At 70.5% G+C, this 15,658-nt stretch carries 16 protein-coding genes and 1 tRNA gene; 11 read left to right on the forward strand and 6 right to left on the reverse strand.

Features of this window, described 5'->3' with window-relative positions; translation table 11 throughout:
• The first annotated feature begins 239 nt into the window (after window positions 1-239).
• Window positions 240-1,037 carry a maleylpyruvate isomerase family mycothiol-dependent enzyme gene (locus ACWDUZ_RS16180; RefSeq protein WP_451632448.1) on the forward strand — a complete coding sequence of 266 codons (798 nt, stop codon included), beginning with the start codon at window positions 240-242 and terminating at the stop codon, window positions 1,035-1,037.
• Window positions 1,038-1,702: 665 nt separating this feature from the next.
• Here ACWDUZ_RS16180 and ACWDUZ_RS16185 read toward each other — a convergent pair.
• Window positions 1,703-2,071, reverse strand: coding sequence for a DUF6344 domain-containing protein (locus ACWDUZ_RS16185; RefSeq protein ID WP_451632449.1), 369 nt, complete (start codon window positions 2,069-2,071; stop codon window positions 1,703-1,705).
• A gap of 241 nt (window positions 2,072-2,312) precedes the next feature.
• Here ACWDUZ_RS16185 and ACWDUZ_RS16190 point away from each other — a divergent pair, with 241 nt between their 5' ends.
• Together ACWDUZ_RS16190 and ACWDUZ_RS16195 are read left to right on the forward strand one after the other, a co-directional pair.
• Window positions 2,313-2,441 carry a DLW-39 family protein gene (locus tag ACWDUZ_RS16190; RefSeq protein ID WP_003999697.1) on the forward strand — a complete coding sequence of 43 codons (129 nt, stop codon included), beginning with the start codon at window positions 2,313-2,315 and terminating at the stop codon, window positions 2,439-2,441.
• A gap of 211 nt (window positions 2,442-2,652) precedes the next feature.
• Window positions 2,653-3,975 (forward strand): hypothetical protein, encoded by a 1,323-nt coding sequence (locus ACWDUZ_RS16195; protein ID WP_451632450.1) that lies wholly within the window; start codon window positions 2,653-2,655, stop codon window positions 3,973-3,975.
• A 22-nt stretch (window positions 3,976-3,997) separates the two neighbouring features.
• On the opposite strand, the gene ACWDUZ_RS16200 is transcribed toward ACWDUZ_RS16195, so the two are convergent.
• Together ACWDUZ_RS16200 and ACWDUZ_RS16205 are read right to left on the reverse strand one after the other, a co-directional pair.
• A complete protein-coding gene (locus ACWDUZ_RS16200; RefSeq protein ID WP_451632451.1) occupies window positions 3,998-5,287 on the reverse strand; it encodes a protein kinase domain-containing protein in 1,290 nt (429 codons plus the stop codon).
• Window positions 5,288-5,364: 77 nt separating this feature from the next.
• Window positions 5,365-5,913: a helix-turn-helix domain-containing protein gene (locus ACWDUZ_RS16205; protein ID WP_451632452.1), complete on the reverse strand. Its 549-nt coding sequence runs from the start codon at window positions 5,911-5,913 to the stop codon at window positions 5,365-5,367.
• A 181-nt stretch (window positions 5,914-6,094) separates the two neighbouring features.
• Here ACWDUZ_RS16205 and ACWDUZ_RS16210 point away from each other — a divergent pair.
• A tRNA-Ala gene (locus ACWDUZ_RS16210) sits at window positions 6,095-6,167 on the forward strand.
• A 235-nt stretch (window positions 6,168-6,402) separates the two neighbouring features.
• Here ACWDUZ_RS16210 and ACWDUZ_RS16215 read toward each other — a convergent pair.
• Entirely contained in the window at window positions 6,403-7,149 is a 747-nt protein-coding gene (locus ACWDUZ_RS16215; protein ID WP_451632453.1) for a DUF5324 family protein, read from the reverse strand.
• Between the two features lie 332 nt (window positions 7,150-7,481).
• Between ACWDUZ_RS16215 and ACWDUZ_RS16220 the strand changes: the two genes are divergently transcribed.
• Together ACWDUZ_RS16220 and ACWDUZ_RS16225 are read left to right on the forward strand one after the other, a co-directional pair.
• Window positions 7,482-8,012 carry a peptidylprolyl isomerase gene (locus tag ACWDUZ_RS16220; RefSeq protein ID WP_451632454.1) on the forward strand — a complete coding sequence of 177 codons (531 nt, stop codon included), beginning with the start codon at window positions 7,482-7,484 and terminating at the stop codon, window positions 8,010-8,012.
• Window positions 8,013-8,171: 159 nt separating this feature from the next.
• Window positions 8,172-9,062, forward strand: a complete 891-nt coding sequence (locus ACWDUZ_RS16225) for a rhomboid family intramembrane serine protease (protein WP_451632455.1) — start codon at window positions 8,172-8,174, stop codon at window positions 9,060-9,062.
• 312 nt (window positions 9,063-9,374) lie between these two features.
• Here ACWDUZ_RS16225 and crgA read toward each other — a convergent pair whose 3' ends face one another.
• Complete coding sequence (crgA, locus tag ACWDUZ_RS16230; RefSeq protein ID WP_030181722.1) at window positions 9,375-9,629, reverse strand: cell division protein CrgA; 255 nt, start codon at window positions 9,627-9,629, stop codon at window positions 9,375-9,377.
• A 149-nt stretch (window positions 9,630-9,778) separates the two neighbouring features.
• Between crgA and ACWDUZ_RS16235 the strand changes: the two genes are divergently transcribed.
• From ACWDUZ_RS16235 to ACWDUZ_RS16255, 5 genes are all read left to right on the forward strand, one after another.
• Complete coding sequence (locus ACWDUZ_RS16235) at window positions 9,779-10,558, forward strand: DUF881 domain-containing protein (RefSeq protein WP_451632456.1); 780 nt, start codon at window positions 9,779-9,781, stop codon at window positions 10,556-10,558.
• A 122-nt stretch (window positions 10,559-10,680) separates the two neighbouring features.
• On the forward strand, window positions 10,681-10,842 hold the full coding sequence (locus ACWDUZ_RS16240) for a hypothetical protein (protein WP_451632457.1): 162 nt from the start codon (window positions 10,681-10,683) through the stop codon (window positions 10,840-10,842).
• Window positions 10,839-11,477: an aminodeoxychorismate/anthranilate synthase component II gene (locus ACWDUZ_RS16245; protein WP_451632458.1), complete on the forward strand. Its 639-nt coding sequence runs from the start codon at window positions 10,839-10,841 to the stop codon at window positions 11,475-11,477. Before ACWDUZ_RS16240 ends, ACWDUZ_RS16245 begins: the two co-directional genes overlap by 4 nt.
• A complete protein-coding gene (locus ACWDUZ_RS16250) occupies window positions 11,474-12,610 on the forward strand; it encodes a class E sortase (protein ID WP_451632459.1) in 1,137 nt (378 codons plus the stop codon). The genes ACWDUZ_RS16245 and ACWDUZ_RS16250 overlap by 4 nt, the downstream gene beginning before the upstream one ends.
• A gap of 14 nt (window positions 12,611-12,624) precedes the next feature.
• Entirely contained in the window at window positions 12,625-13,377 is a 753-nt protein-coding gene (locus tag ACWDUZ_RS16255; RefSeq protein ID WP_451632460.1) for a class E sortase, read from the forward strand.
• A gap of 126 nt (window positions 13,378-13,503) precedes the next feature.
• On the opposite strand, the gene pknB is transcribed toward ACWDUZ_RS16255, so the two are convergent.
• Window positions 13,504-15,495 (reverse strand): Stk1 family PASTA domain-containing Ser/Thr kinase, encoded by a 1,992-nt coding sequence (gene pknB / locus ACWDUZ_RS16260; protein ID WP_451632461.1) that lies wholly within the window; start codon window positions 15,493-15,495, stop codon window positions 13,504-13,506.
• Between the last annotated feature and the right edge of the window lie 163 nt (window positions 15,496-15,658).

Raw genomic sequence — 15,658 nt, forward strand, 5'->3', positions numbered from 1 at the left:
CTTGGATCCCTCCACCTCCCGGGGGACTGTTCTCGACCTGATAAGGATGAGGCCACAGGTTCAAATCCTGTTAGCCCCACCAGCGAGAAGACCCCCGGTCCAGACGGATCGGGGGTCTTCTGACATCCATCGGCTATTTTTGAGTGGTTCCTGAGGGGGCCCGGTCCGTGCCGCGCGCTTGCCGCCTCGGCTGTGAAAATCACTGTCCGTTGGTCGGAACACGGTGATAGAGACTCCTTGTGACGACGACACTCGCGTTCCCCGTTCTGTTGCGACTGATCGACGAACGGTCGAGCGCCTTCCGCGCCGCGGTCGCCTCCGCGCCCAGCCTCGACGTACAGGTGCCGACCTGCCCCGAGTGGACGCTGTTCGATCTGGCAGAGCACATCGGCGAGGGGCGCCGCGCCTGGGCCGCCACCGTCGCCGCGGGGCCTGCTTCGGCCAAGTCCGCGGCGGAGGGCGCCTCGGCTGCGCCTCGGGAGCGCGAGGCCCTGCTGGCCTGGCTGGCGGAGTCCACGGAGCAACTGCTGGACGCGTTGCGCGAGGCCAGCCCGGATCGCGGGTGCTGGACGTGGTGGGGTGCGTCCCAGTCGCCGCAGACCTGTGGCGCCGTCGCCCGGCACCAGCTCCAGCAGATCACGGTGCACACCTACGACGCCCAGGTCACCGCAGGGGGCCCGGAGCCGCTGCCGGACGAGGTGGCACTCGACGGTGTCGAGGAGTTCCTGTCCACCTGCGTCGCAACGACGAGTGCCTGGCCGCACAAGCCCACCGCCTTCGACTTCCACGCCACCGAGGGCCGCTCCTGGCGCCTCACGGTCGACGGCGCCGGCGCGCGCTTCGCCCGGATCCCCGCGCCCGGCGCGGCAGCGGTCGCCGCTGCCGACGAGGGACCGAACGCGGCCGGCGTCGTCGTTCGCGGCTCGGCCGGTGAGCTGGTTCTCTTCGTGTACGACCGTGTCCCGGCGGACTCCTTGCGGATCGAGGGAGACGCAGGTTTGTTCGACCTGCTCCGCGCGTGGGACCCGGAGGAGTAGGGCGGGGGCTGCGGAGCGGCGAAGCACGCCTCGACCATGGTCGGGAGTCTTCGGCATCCACGGGTGTGGTTCCCAGGTTCCGGACGGTCGACAAGAGTTGTCGGACCTGGACGCTACGTTGAGCGCATGAGCTTTGCAGAGGGCGAGCACGAGCGCATCAGGCCGCGGCAGTTCCACTAGACGCCCGGCCTGGAGGACTGGCGGGTGGTGGGCGAGAGGGCGTGCGGCCACTACCCGACCGGGTCGCTCGCCGTCGGCGCCGGGCTCGTGCAGGCGATCAGCGAGTTGCCGGGCGTGGGAGACGGCCGCCCGGACATCGACCTGAGACACGAGGGCGTGACCGTACGGCTGATCACGGTGACGGACGACTACTACGGGCTGACCGAGCCGCACATCGAGCCGGCCCGGCGGATTTCGGCGGTGGCACGCTCGCTGGGCATACCGGCCGACCTGTCCGCCGTGCAGACCGTCCAGGTCACTCATGACACTCTCGTCGGTCCTGACGTGGTGCCGTTCTACTTCCAGCGGGCGGGGATACGCGAAGATCCCCGGGCGGGAGCGACCGGGGGATCTTCGTGGGTTTCGGTTCCGGAGATGCTGTACGCAGTTCGCCGTTACGTCATGGGTGCGGGTTGGTGGTGCCCGGTGGTGCCGGGCTGGCGCTGTCAGCGCTGGAGGGGAATGGTGGGGCGGGCCGGTGGGTCGGCGGGGGCGCACTGCGGATCGGTGGCCAGGGAGGGAGTGTCACCCAGCGGGCGGTGCCGGCAGCTGGGGGACTTTCCGTGGGCCTCGGCCCGGATCCGCTGCTTCATCGTGGGGGGCAGGGCCCGAAGATGGGTCCTGGGCCATGGGGAGGACGTCGCCTGTTCCGGTAGAGCTCGCAGCCGGGTGCTGGTGCTCTTGGATGCCTTGTCCGACTGCGGCGCGGCGCTTGCCGCCCCGGCCGTCGTGGTGATGAGTCCGAGCGCCGTGCAGAGCGCGAGGAAGGCGGTGACGATGGCGGTCCACAGCTTGACGACCTTGTGCTGGTCCATGGCCCCTCACTTTCGGGTTGGGCGATTTGCGTACTTTGCTCATGATGTGTATGAGCCCCGAGAAGTGGTGGACCGACGCTCGTGGCGCGTCGCTCTTCGGATGAACACCACTCGGATGGACGCATGAAAGGCGAGAAAGTGCGGAGGGCCGAGGGCACGTGCAGGTCACCGATCGGTATCGACCGGTGTGTATAGTCGGGCGCCAGAGGTCCCCTACGTCAAGGAAAGACGAGGTCGCGCGGTGAAGAAGCTTCTCCTGGTCGCACTGGCCGCCATCGGCGGGCTCCTCGTGTACCGCCAGATCCAGGCGGATCGCGCCGAGCAGGATCTGTGGACGGAGGCGACTGACTCCGTGCCCACGGGTTCGTGAGCACCGATACTCGATACTGAGCAGGCCCCGACCGCCGTTGCGGTCGGGGTTTCGTGTTGCGAGGGCGCGGCCGCCGAGGTAGCGGTCACCTCCTGAGGCGGATGTTTCGGACGCTCGTACGGAACCCCCGGATGGCGCAACACCCCGCGGGGCAGGATGGGCGACGTCCGAAGCGGCGGCGAACGCGAGGGGGCGCGGCATGAGACGGCCCATGGCTGGACCGGGGCCTGTGACGGGGCGGCATGGTCCCGCAGGGTGGACCGTCGGCGTCGCACGCCTCGGCGTCGTCGCGGCCGTGCTGGGCCTGGTGGTGGCGGCCCTGCCGGCGACGAGCGCCGTCGCGGACGGGACACCGGGCGGATACGGCTTCGCCGACGGGGCCGAGGCGGTCACAGGGGCGACGACGACCTCGGGCGCGCAGAGCCTGGAGCCGGGCCGTGTCTACGCGAGCTCCCTGCCGGCGAACGGCAGGCTCTATTACCGCCTCGACCTCGACGCCACCTCCACCGCCTACGTCTCCGCCACCGCCGTCCCCGGCGCGGGCACCACCGTCTCGGCCACGGACGGCCTGCGCGTCTCCGTGCGCGATGCCCGGGGCAGCGCCTGCTCCTATCAGGCCACCCGCTTCGGCACGGGCCGCAGCGCGCACCCGATCGCCGCTTGGGGGGCGCGCGAAGCCTCCCCCGGCCATGCGCTGTGCCAGGGCGCCGGCGCGTACTACGTCCTCGTCGAGCGCATCGCCGCCACGGGCTCCTCGTCGGACGCCTGGCCTCTGGAACTGGCCGTCGTGACGGAGCCGGCCCTCGAACGCTCCGGTGCGACGAGGGCGCCGCGGACATGGGACTCGGCCTCGCCGGAGCCGGCCGGGGGCCGGGCGGTGCACCGGGCGGGCGGCTCCGGCTTCGCCCGGGCCGCGACGGTCGGTCAAGGGGTCTGGCAGGCCCGGATCAGACCCGGTCAGACAATCTTCTACCGGGTGCCGGTGGACTGGGGGCAGCAACTGAGCGCCCTCGCCGAGCTGGCCGGTGCCGGCGGGGGCAGCGGCTACGCCGACGGCGCGCTGACGCTGTCGCTGTACAACCCGGTCCGGGGCTATGTCGAGGACGCGTACGCCGGTTACAGCGGCCAGCCCGCCTCCGCCGCGCTCGCACCCCTGCCGCCCGTCGCCTACGCCAACCGCTACGGATTCGCCGACCAGGTGAAGGCCATGCGGTTCGCGGGCTCCTACTACCTGGTCGTGCACCTCGCCGCCCAGACCGCCGACACCTTCGGCGAGGGCCCTTACGGCCTGACCCTGCGGGTGCGGGTGGACGGTGCGGCACGGTCGGGGCCGGGGTACGCGGGCCGGTCCGAGCCGCGGAACCTGTTCGAGGTCACGGCCGGGGACCGGCAGGCGGCGACCGGGGCCGGTGCCGGCGGCGGCTCCGCGGCGCTGCGCGCGCTCGCCGTGGGCGGCATCGGTGCGGGGACGGTCCTGCTGCTGGTCCTCGGGGTGTGGACGCTGGCCGCCCGGCGCCGCGCGGGGGCCTGGTAGCGCGACGGCTCCGCGCCGGCCCTCAGATCCGGGCCAGTGCCCAGAACCCCACGGCGTAGCAGACCAGCGCGAGGAGCAGAAGCGGGAGCGCCACCTTGGCGGGCGGCCCGGGACGGCGCGGGTGTACGGCGCGGTGCGGTATGACCGCCTGAGCCGCGGCGGGTTCGGCCGGAGGGGGGACGACCGGAGGGGGAGTCGGCGGGCGAGGAACCGCCGGGGAGGGGAGGCGCGGGTCCTCGGCGGTGTACGAGGCCGTGGGGACGACAGGGGCGGTGGGAGCAGTGGAGGGGGTGGCCAAAGCGGCGGAGGCGGGGTCCTGGGGGCGTTCCGGCGGGGGGAGGAGGAAACCGTCGGTGTCCTCGCCGGGCGCCGGCGCACGGACGGGTGTCACGCCTGTCCCGGTCTCCTCGGTGACGCCGGGACCCCGGGACCGCTCCGGGCCGTCCGGCCCGAATCCCGGTGGCAGGGGGCCGAGTTGGTCGAAGACCTCGATCTGCTCCTCGTCCGGGCCCGGCTCCGGCAACAGCTCGGCGGCCGCGGCCAGGGCCTTGCGCGCCCCCGTGGCCGTACGGAACCGGGCCAGCGGGTCCGGTTGCAGCAGGGCCGCCACGACCTGCCACAACGGCTCGGGAACGCCCCTGGGCGCACTCGGAGTTCCATGCTCCGTGAAGTGCTCCACGAGCGCCTTGGCGTCCGGCTTGGCGCCCTGCAGCAGATAGAGGGCGACCAGACCGGTGGCGAACAGGTCGGCGGGGAAGTCCGGTTCGGCGCCCATCATCTGCTCGGGGGCGAGATAACCGGGCGTCCCCACCACGAGATCGACCTCCGTCAGCCGGGGCTCGCCCAGCCGCATGGCGATGCCGAAGTCGGACAGCCGCAGTCGGGGACGTCCCGTGCCGGTGGCTTCCAGGAGCACGTTGGCGGGCTTGATGTCGCGGTGCACGACCCCTTCCTCGTGCACGGCGGCGAGCCCCGACAGCAACTGGTCCAGGAGGGTGCAGACGAACCACGCGGGCAGCGGGCCGTAGTCACCGACCAGATGGACCAGCGAGCCGCCGGCCACCAGGTCCATGGTGAACAGGACCTTGTCGTCGTCGGCGGCCCAGCTGGCCGGGGCGAGCACATGGGGGTGGTCGATCCGCAGCGCCTGCTCCCGCACGAAGCGCAGCAGGGAGTGCGCGTCGCGCTGCCGCAGCACCTTCGCGGCGACATACCTGCGGCGCCGGTGGTCCCAGACCCGCCAGACCGCGCCGGTCCCGCCGCGACCGATCGGATCGGCCAGCTCGTACCGGCCGGCGAAGACCTCACCCATGGCTGTACGTCGCTCCTCCCCCTGCGGTCACCCCCCTTGCCTCCCCCACGGGACGCGCCGCGACGCCTTTCGCGGCCTCAGTTCTGGTGGGTCTGGTAGTGGGCGACCGCGTCGGAGGTGCGGCCGGCGCCGTAGACCCGCAGGAACTCCGCCAGTTCGGGGTGGGTGGGAGCGAGGCTGTCCGCCGCCTCGATGATGTCGCCGGCGGCGGCGACCGAGCGGAGCAGCGACTGGATCTCGCGGACCACGCGCTTGACCGTCGGCGCTCCCGAACTGCCGGCCGTCTGTGTGACGTTGCTGAGCACCGAGCCCCCCTGCGACCTCTTGATCTCATCCATGCGCTCGGTCGCCTCGGCCGCGCTGACGCTGCCGTCGGCCACCTGGCCCGCGAGTTCCTGGAGCAGTTGCACGCGCTGGACGACCGCCGGATTGCCGATCTTCGCGCGCTGGCCGCTCATCAGCTGCGACAGCATGGGCGCCGACAGCCCCAGTACCCCCGCCAGACGCGCCTGGTTGAGCCCCAGGTCGTCTATGAGCTTGCGGAACAGCGCCCCCAACGGCTCCCCGTACCAGTTCCGCTGCAGCTCCCGCGCTCTCGCGGTGGCTTCCTGCTGTGCGGCGTCCATTGCGTCTCCCCATCGCTTCCCCGACTACCGTGGTTCGCTGTAGCGAACCACGCGGAGCATCTTACGGAGAGTGGTCGGCGACGGGGACCCCCAATCCTTTTGCGAGATCCGGGGGGTGACCCGGTACTCTGGTCTGCGGCACCGACCGGCGGACGGTTCGTCCGGGCGGATGCTTCCCCTCGGGGCCTTAGCTCAGTTGGTAGAGCGCTGTCTTTGCATGGCAGATGTCAGGGGTTCGACTCCCCTAGGCTCCACCCCGGCACAGCCCACCTGACCTGCGGAAACGTAGGGCGGGTGGGCTTTTCGCAGGTCAAGTGGCGTGGACGGCTGCCGCTCGGGACGCCGGCACCGCCCCGCATCCGCGCCGGGTCCCGCCCACGACGAGGGAGGCCGCGGACCGTCACGCGTACACCCGTACGCGCGGACAACGGCGGGCCGCCCGCGTACCGGGTGTACGCGGGCGGCCCGGACAGCGTGCGAGGCGCGCCGTCAGCCCTGGTCGTCGCGGTCCGCCGCGCCCTCCTCGGCCTCCTTGGCCTCGACCTCGGGGTCCAGGACCGACTGACCGCTGCCGTCCACCGAGGACAGCCGGCCGGACTCGGGTACCTCGGTGGCGGCCGGCGGCTCCACCAGCCAGTCGGGATTGGCCTGCTTGTCCCACCACTTCCAGGCGGCGAACGCGCCGCCCGCGACCATGCCCGCCAGCGCGACCATCCGGGCGATGCGACCGGCCCGCGCCATCCGGGTCCGCCTGCGGGCGAGCTTCTGGATCTTCTGGGCCGGAACCTGGCCGCGCAGCGCGACCAGTGCGGCGGCACCCCGCGCGGCGGCCTCGTCCGCGACCGGCCCGGCCGCGGCCATCGCCTGCTCGATGCGCGGCCGGGACACCGCCACCGCCTGCTCAATCCGCGGCCTGGAATACTCGGCGGCCTGCCGCGCGGCCTTGCGCGTGCGGCAGGCGGCTTCCTGGGCGGCCTGATCGAGCTTCGGCGGGACATACGTCATGGCCTGCGTGCGGGCCTGGCCCAGCCGCGGGGCGACATGGGCGCCATACTGCACACGGGCCTGGTCGGCGGCCAGGGAGACCTTCGGCGCCAGCCGTACGCGTGCCTCGTGCGCATAGTGCGCGGCCCTTTCCCTGGCCGTGTCGGCGTAGGGCGCCACCACTTCCGCGGCGTGCAGCACGCTGTCCTTCGCCGAGCCGGTCGCGGCGCGCACGCTGTCGATGCGGGTCACGGGTTCCTCCTCCTCGGTGGCGTACGGTAATTCGACTTTCCACCCATTTACGGATCATGCCTGCCAACGGGCCCGTGAGCATGTGCGCGCGGGCATCCGGGTCACCGTCACGCGAAGACGGTGGAAGGGCGATAGCGGATGAATACGGAGCAACGGGAGCTTGCCGATGACAATGCCACGGATCGCCGCGCGGCGCTCCCGACCCGAGAGGACTGACCCCGATTTCCGCAACCGATTCCGGCGGATGTCCGCCCGGACGCGGGCGTCGGACGACGCCCGGCCCACGCCGTGCGAGGATCGGAGGGTCAAGAAGAGACAACGGAAGGCAGATCGTGGCTGAGCAGCTCTACGCCACCCTGAAGACCAACCACGGCGACATCGAGATCCGGCTCCTGCCGGACCATGCCCCCAAGACGGTCCGCAACTTCGTGGAGCTCGCCAAGGGCGAGCGCGAGTGGACACACCCCGCCACCGGCGAGAAGTCCACGGCGAAGCTGTACGACGGCACGGTCTTCCACCGGGTGATCAGCGGTTTCATGATCCAGGGCGGTGACCCGCTGGGCAACGGCACCGGCGGCCCCGGCTACACCTTCGAGGACGAGTTCCACCCGGACCTCGCCTTCAACAAGCCCTACCTGCTGGCGATGGCCAACGCCGGCCCCGGTACCAACGGCTCCCAGTTCTTCGTCACCGTCGCCCCGACGGCCTGGCTGACCCGGAAGCACACCATCTTCGGCGAGGTCACCGACCCGGCCAGCCAGAAGGTCGTGGACGCCATCGCGACCACGAAGACCAACCGCAACGACCGCCCGCTCAACGACGTGGTCATCGAGTCGGTCGTGGTCGAGTCCCGCGGAGCCTAGTCCCGCGAGGAGCCGCATGACCCGCGCAAGGACTTCGGCCGGGCCGGGCCCGGCGGCTCCGGAAGGGAACCAATCGCCCCGCTCGTCCGTAAGGATGAGCGGGGCGGTGCGTTGCCACGGCGCGTCGTGCACCGTCCACAGCGAACACGAGGGGATCTCATGGAACAGGCGCCAGGCGGCCGGTCGGAGGCGCGCAGCGACGTGCCCACCTGCTACCGGCACCCCGACCGCGAGACCGGCATCCGCTGCACCCGCTGCGAGCGGCCGATCTGCCCGGAGTGCATGGTCGACGCCTCCGTGGGCTTCCAGTGCCCGGACTGCGTCCGCAGCGGGTCCGGCACCGGCCACCCGCCCCGGACGTCCCGGCCGCGCACGGTCGCGGGAGGCACCGTGACGGCCGACCCGCGGCTGCTCACCAAGATCCTCATCGGGATCAACATCGCGGTGTTCATCGCCGTACAGGTGCGGTCCTCGCTGCTCGACGACCTGGTCCTCTTCGGAGCCTGGCCACCGGCCCCCCTCACGCCCACCGAAGGTGTCGCGGGAGGTCAGTGGTACCGCCTGGTGACGTCGATGTTCACGCACCAGGAGTACTGGCACATCGGCTTCAACATGCTCAGCCTGTGGTGGCTCGGCGGCCCCCTCGAAGCCGCCCTCGGCCGCGCCCGCTACCTCGCGGTCTACTTCGTCTCCGGACTGGCGGGCAGCGCCCTGGCCTATCTGCTGGCCTCTCCCACCACGGCCACGCTCGGCGCCTCCGGCGCCATCTTCGGCCTGTTCGGCGCCATCGCCGTCCTGATGAGGCGGCTCAACTACGACCTGCGCCCGATCATCGCGCTGCTGGTGATCAACCTGATCTTCACCTTCAGCCCCGGGTTCCACATCTCCTGGCAGGCGCACATCGGCGGCCTGGTCGCCGGTGTGATCGTCGGCTACGCGATGGTCCACGCCCCGCGCGAGCGGCGGGCCCTGGTGCAGTACGGGACGTGCGCACTGGTGCTGGCGGTCATCGTCGTCATGGTCCTCGCCAGAACCGCCCAGCTCGCCTGAGACCGGGCCCGGACCGGGCGGTCTCCCCTTGTCTCCGCTGCGTTGTCCACTGTTGTCCACAGTGTGTGCCGAATCTTGTGCACAGTGTGCGAGAACAACTGTGCCCCCTGTCGCTCACCTGTATTTGTGCAGGTCAGGAAGGGGGCCAGGGGCTTGGCGGGGAGGTGGTGCGACAGTCGTACCGGTGTCAACGGGGGACTGGTTATCCACAGATGGTCGTTTCTTTCCCCAGGGATTTCTACAGGCTGTGGATAACTCGGCGGAGAGGTCGTGGGCAGAGCCGGCTCCGCCCGGTTCACCTGCGGCCGGCCGCTACTTCCACTGCGTGGAGACGCCGAATCCGGCCGCGATGAAGCCGAAGCCGACCACGATGTTCCAGTTGTCCAGCGCGTCGATGGGCAGCGAGCCGTCGGTCACGTAGAAGACGACGATCCAGGCCAGGCCGATGACGAACATGGCCAGCATCACGGGGGCCACCCAGCCGCGGCTCTCCAGCTTCAGGGCGGTCGCCTGCTTCGCGGGCGGCGGCGTGTAGTCGGCCTTCTTGCGGATACGTGACTTCGGCACGAGGGTCTCTCCTGTCGATGCGCTGCGTGGCCGCGCAGGGGAACTGGGCTGGCTCCGGGGCGGTACGAGGGACTGCTGGGGGAACCCCGCGCTCCCCCGGGCGTCCGTTAGCGTAGTCCTTCCGCGGCGCCGAAGGAGATAAGGGTACGTTGAGCAATTCTGCCGACTCTCCGGGGACCGGATCCAGTCCGGCCCGCACGCCCCGTTTCCGGCCCGTGCGGATCCTCACCGTGGGTGTGTTCGCCCTCGCCGGGCTGATCTTCTTCACCAGCTTCAACACGGCCAAGGGCACCAATATCCGGACGGACGCCTCACTGCTGAAGCTGTCGGACCTCATCCAGGAACGCAGCCGCAAGAACAAGGAGCTGGACGAGTCCAACGCGGCCCTGCGCCACGACGTCGAGTCCCTCGCCGAGAGCGACGACGGCAGCACCAGGGCGCAGGACGAGAAACTGACGGGTCTGGAGGACAGCGCGGGAACGCGGCCGGTCAAGGGGAAGGCGATCACGGTCACCCTCGACGACGCCCCGCCGAACGCCACCGCCAAGCTCCCCGGCTACCCCGAGCCGCAGCCCGACTACCTGGTGATCCACCAGCAGGACCTGCAGGCCGTGGTCAACGCGCTGTGGCACGGCGGCGCCCGGGGCATCAAGGTCATGGACCAGCGGCTCATCTCCACCAGCGCCGTGCGCTGCGTGGGCAACACCCTGATCCTCCAGGGCCGCGTCTACTCCCCGCCGTACAAGATCACGGCGGTCGGCGACCCGGAGAAGCTCCAGCAGGCGCTCGCGGACTCCCCGGCGATCCAGAACTACATGGTGTACGTCAACGTCTACGGCCTCGGCTGGAAGGTCACCGAGGACGGGACGGTGTCCCTGCCGGGCTACTCGGGCACTGTGGACCTGCACTACGCGCAGCCGGTGAAGTAGCCGCCGGGCGCGGTTGCGCGAGGCCGGGAAACCGGGGGCGCCGCGCCGTTAGTCTGTTGGCGTACGGCGTGAGTGGCGGCGTACGGCGTGAGTCTGGTGCCGTGTGAGACGGAAGGGACGGCATGTACGGCTGGATCTGGCGGCATCTGCCGGGGAACGCCTTGGTGAGGGCGCTGATCTCACTGGTCCTGGTCCTGGCCGTGGTCTACGTCCTGTTCCAGTACGTCTTCCCGTGGGCCGAACCGCTGCTGCCCTTCAACGATGTGACGGTGAACAACCAGTGAGTGCGCGGATCCTCGTCGTCGACAACTACGACAGTTTCGTCTTCAACCTCGTCCAGTATCTGTACCAGCTCGGCGCCGAGTGCGAGGTGCTGCGCAACGACGAGGTGTCCACGGCGCACGCCCAGGACGGCTTCGACGGCGTGCTGCTCTCGCCGGGTCCGGGCACGCCCGAGCACGCCGGGGTGTGCGTGGACATGGTGCGGCACTGCGCGGCGACCGGTGTCCCCGTCTTCGGCGTGTGTCTGGGCATGCAGTCCATGCAGGTGGCGTACGGCGGCGTGGTGGACCGGGCGCCCGAGCTGCTGCACGGCAAGACGTCGCTGGTGGAGCACGAGGGCAGGGGCGTCTTCGCCGGGCTGCCCTCTCCGTTCACGGCGACCCGCTACCACTCGCTGGCCGCCATGCCGCAGACCGTGCCCGACGAGCTGGAGGTCACCGCCCGCACGCACGACGGCATCATCATGGGTCTGCGTCACCGGGAACTTCCCGTGGAAGGCGTGCAGTTCCATCCCGAGTCGGTGCTCACCGAGCACGGCCACCGGATGCTGGCCAACTGGCTGGCGGAGTGCGGCGACCAGGGTGCCGTGGCGAGATCTGCGGGGCTCGCCCCGGTGGTGGGCAGGGCCACGGCGTGACCGCGCTGCGCCCCGAGCGCGAGTCCGGTGCCGACTGGTACGGATCCTCCGAGGGCTACGAGGCCCCCGCGGATCCGTACGCCTCGGTGCCCTACGACACGCCTGGCTCGGCGGCGCCGTACGGGGGTGCCCTCACCGATGAGACGCTGGGGCTGCGGGTGCCCGAGCCGCCGCCGAGGGCCTCGGGAGGGACGCGGGACACCGCGGCGGCCGGCGGACCGACCTCGAGCCCGCCCTCGGCGCCCGGACCGGCCCTGACGCCCGAAGGCCCCCAGGGGGGCCGCGCGGCCCGCAGGAAGGCCGCCAGGGGCCGTCGCGGGCGTCAGGCGCGTGGAGGGCGTCATGGGACCGGCGCGCATGCCTCCGGCCGTACCTCGCCCGGAGGCGACGGGGCGCCCGGGGAGCAGCCGGCCGTTCCCCTGAGCCGGGTGGAGGCGCGGCGGCTCGCGCGAGCGCGCCGGCCGGGCCCGGGTGTGATCGCCAGCCGGATCGTCGGCGAGGTGTTCATCACCACCGGTGTGCTGATGCTCCTGTTCGTCACCTATCAGCTGTGGTGGACGAACGTCCGGGCCCACGCGCAGGCCGGCAACGAGACGCATCAGCTGCAGGACGACTGGGCCAGCGGCAAGCGCAGCCCGGGGGTCTTCGAGCCGGGGCAGGGCTTCGCCATCCTGCACATCCCGAAGCTGGACGTGGTGGTGCCGATCGCGGAGGGCACCAGCAAGACGAAGGTGCTGGACAAGGGCATGGTCGGGCACTACGGCCAGGGCGACCTCAACACGGCGATGCCCGAGGCGAAGACGGGCAACTTCGGGCTCGCCGGTCACCGCAACACCCATGGCGAGCCGTTCCGGTACATCAACCGGCTCAAGCCGGGCGATCCGATCGTCGTGGAGACGCAGGACGCCTATTTCGTGTACAAGATGACGTCGATGCTGCCGGTGACGTCACCGGCCAACATCAGTGTCCTGGATCCGGTCCCCAAGGGCTCGGGGTTCACCGAGCCGGGCCGCTACATCACACTCACCACCTGCACACCGGAGTTCACCAGCAAGTACCGGTTGATCGTCTGGGGCAAGATGGTCGAGGAACGGCCGCGCAGCAAGGGCAAGCCGGATGCGCTCGTCAGTTAAAGGGCGGATGAACAGTGGCAGCGACCACGGACGACACGGCAGAGCACACCGACGACGGCCCGGCGCCGCGCTCACGCCGGCGGGGCGGTGGCCGGCCGGCCCTGGCCGTCAGCGTCTTCGGTGAACTCCTCATCACGGCGGGTCTGGTGCTCGGCCTGTTCGTCGTCTACTCGCTGTGGTGGACCAATGTGATAGCGGACCGCAAGGCCGACCGGCAGGGCCACAGGATCCGCGACCAGTGGGCGCACTCCGCGCCCGGCGGCCCCGGCGCGCTGGACACCAAGGACGGCATCGGCTTCCTGCACGTGCCGGCCATGCACAACGGCGAGGTCCTGGTGAAGAAGGGCACGTCGACGGACATCCTGAACGACGGCGTGGCCGGCTACTACGTCGACCCGGTCAAGGCGACCCTGCCGACGACCGGCAAGACGGGCAACTTCTCCCTCGCCGCCCACCGGGACGGGCACGGCGCGAAGTTCCACAACATCGACAAGATCGAGAAGGGCGACCCGATCGTCTTCGAGACCCGGGACAAGTGGTACGTCTACAAGGTCTACGACATCCTGCCCGAGACCTCGAAGTTCAACATCAAGGTCCTCACCCCCATCCCGAAGGAGTCGGGCGTGACCAAACCCGGCCACTACATCACCCTGACGACCTGCACTCCGGTGTACACCAGCCGGTACCGGTACGTGGTGTGGGGCGAGTTGGTCCGTGTGGACAAGGTGGACAGCGAGCGGACGCCGCCCAAGGAGCTGCGGGGCTGACAGACCCCTCGGCCAGGGGGAGTCAGCCCTCCGTGGGTGTTCGAACGGCGGGGCCGGACGCGACGGAGCCCCCGGCACCGGAAGGGTGCCGGGGGCTCCGTTCGTCAGGGCCGGGACGCCGGACGGTCAGGGGAACAGGCCGTCGTTGCCGCCGTTGTTGCCTCCCTGGTTGTTGCCGCCTCCGAAGGCGGTCAGGGTGATCTGCGTGGCGCCCGGGTTGCCGACCGGCTGGTTCGGCTTGGGGTCCTGGTCGATGACGAGGGCGTTGGGGTCGTTGCTGCCCCTGACCCTGACATTGGTGAAGCCGGCCCCGTTCAGGATCTGCGTGGCCTGCGCCACCGTCTGGCCCGTCACGCCCGGTACCTGGGTCTGCTGCTGCTGGACCTGCTTGCCGATCTGGATCGACACCGTGGAGCCCTTGTCGACCGGGGAGTTCGCGGCCGGTGAGGTCTGGATGACCTTGCCCGCCTTGGCGGGGTCGGTGTTGTCCACCTCGGTGCACTCGCCCTTGAGGTTGCTGGCTTGCATCTGCTGCTTGGCGGCCTCGCAGGTCTGGTTCGTGACGTCCGGGACCGTGACCTTCTCCGCGGCCTTGGCGACGATCAGGGTGATCGTCGATCCCTTCTGCACGTCCTTGCCGTTCACCGGGTTCTGTTCCAGGACGGTGTTCGCGGCCTCCGACGACTCCCTGAACTTGGTCTCGACCTTGAACTTGTAGTCGTCACCTTCCAGCTTGGCCTTGGCGTCGTCGAGGGTGAGGCCGATCACGCCGGGCACCTGGACCTTCGGCGCTCCGGTCGACACCACCACGTTGATGGTCTCGCCCTTCTTGACCTCCGTGCCTGCCTTCGGGTCCTGCTCGCAGACGCTGCCCTTCGGCTGCTGCTCGCAGGGCTTGCGGGTGGGCGGCGCCAGTTCCAGATCGGAGTTCTCGGCCATCTGCTTCGCGTCGTCGTACGTGTGGCCGACGAAGTTCGGTGCCGGGAGGGTGTCGTTGTTCGCGTTGTGACCGCTGAAGACCCACTTGCCGATCAGGATGGCGCCCAGGAGCACCAGGACACCGGCGACGACCAGGAGGATCGTCGAGGTGTGGGACTTCTTCGGCTGGCGGCGGCGGTCGGGGCGCTCGTCGTAGCCGTAGCCGCCGTCGTCCGGGTTCATCGGCGGCAGCATCGTGGTGGCGGGCGCGCCCGCGTCGGGGCGCAGGGCCGTGGTCGGCTGGTCGTCCGGGTAGCCGCCGTAGCCGACCGCGCCCATGGCGGCCGTGGCCGCGACCGGCTGGCCGTCGAGACAGGCCTCGATGTCGGCGCGCATCTCGTCGGCCGACTGGTAGCGGTAGTCGGGGTCCTTGACCAGCGCCCGCAGCACGATCGCGTCCATCTCGGGCGTGATCTCCGGGTCGAAGACGCTGGGCGGCTGGGGTTCCTCCCGCACGTGCTGGTAGGCCACCGCGACCGGGGAGTCGCCCACGAACGGCGGGCGCACCGTCAACAGTTCGTACAGCAGGCAACCCGTCGAGTACAGGTCCGACCGCGCGTCGACCTGCTCGCCCTTGGCCTGCTCCGGGGAGAGGTACTGGGCGGTGCCGATGACCGCGGCCGTCTGCGTCATCGTCATGCCGGAGTCGCCCATGGCGCGGGCGATGCCGAAGTCCATGACCTTGACCTGGCCGTTGCGGGTCAGCATGACGTTGGCCGGCTTGATGTCGCGGTGGACGATGCCGTTGCGGTGGGCGTACTCCAGGCCCTGGAGGATGCCGACGGTCATCTCCATGGCCCGCTCGGGCAGCAGTTTGCGGCCGCTGTGCAGCAGTTCACGGAGGGTGGAGCCGTCGACGTACTCCATGACGATGTACGGGATCGAGACCCCGTCGATGTAGTCCTCGCCCGTGTCGTAGACCGCGACGATCGCGGGATGGTTGAGCGAGGCGGCCGACTGGGCCTCCCGGCGGAACCGGGCCTGGAAGGAAGGGTCGCGCGCCAGGTCGGCGCGCAGCGTCTTCACCGCCACGGTGCGGCCCAGGCGGGTGTCATGCGCGAGGTACACCTCCGCCATGCCACCACGGCCGAGCACCTGGCCCAGCTCGTACCGGCCGCCGAGGCGACGCGGCTCTTCCATAGCTACCTACCAGCCCTCTCCGTCGGACCCGACCGGCACCACATGTGCCGCCGGAGCTGCCGTCCGGGCCTACCGTACCCGGCTCGCTTTGTATGACCTGGCCAAGCCCGTAACCCGATACAGGACCGGTATGTCAACGTGCACCGATGTGAAGGGGGCGTGA

It is taken from the genome of Streptomyces sp. NPDC003393, from assembly GCF_053589015.1.

Bases quoted from the DNA above. Each gene is read 5' to 3' on its own strand.
- pknB (WP_451632461.1), bottom strand. From the start codon at position 15,495: ATGGAAGAGCCGCGTCGCCTCGGCGGCCGGTACGAGCTGGGCCAGGTG.
- ACWDUZ_RS16205 (WP_451632452.1), bottom strand. From the start codon at position 5,913: ATGGACGCCGCACAGCAGGAAGCCACCGCGAGAGCGCGGGAGCTGCAG.
- ACWDUZ_RS16240 (WP_451632457.1), top strand. From the start codon at position 10,681: ATGTACGGCTGGATCTGGCGGCATCTGCCGGGGAACGCCTTGGTGAGG.
- ACWDUZ_RS16225 (WP_451632455.1), top strand. From the start codon at position 8,172: ATGGAACAGGCGCCAGGCGGCCGGTCGGAGGCGCGCAGCGACGTGCCC.
- ACWDUZ_RS16200 (WP_451632451.1), bottom strand. From the start codon at position 5,287: ATGGGTGAGGTCTTCGCCGGCCGGTACGAGCTGGCCGATCCGATCGGT.
- ACWDUZ_RS16185 (WP_451632449.1), bottom strand. From the start codon at position 2,071: ATGGACCAGCACAAGGTCGTCAAGCTGTGGACCGCCATCGTCACCGCC.
- ACWDUZ_RS16195 (WP_451632450.1), top strand. From the start codon at position 2,653: ATGGCTGGACCGGGGCCTGTGACGGGGCGGCATGGTCCCGCAGGGTGG.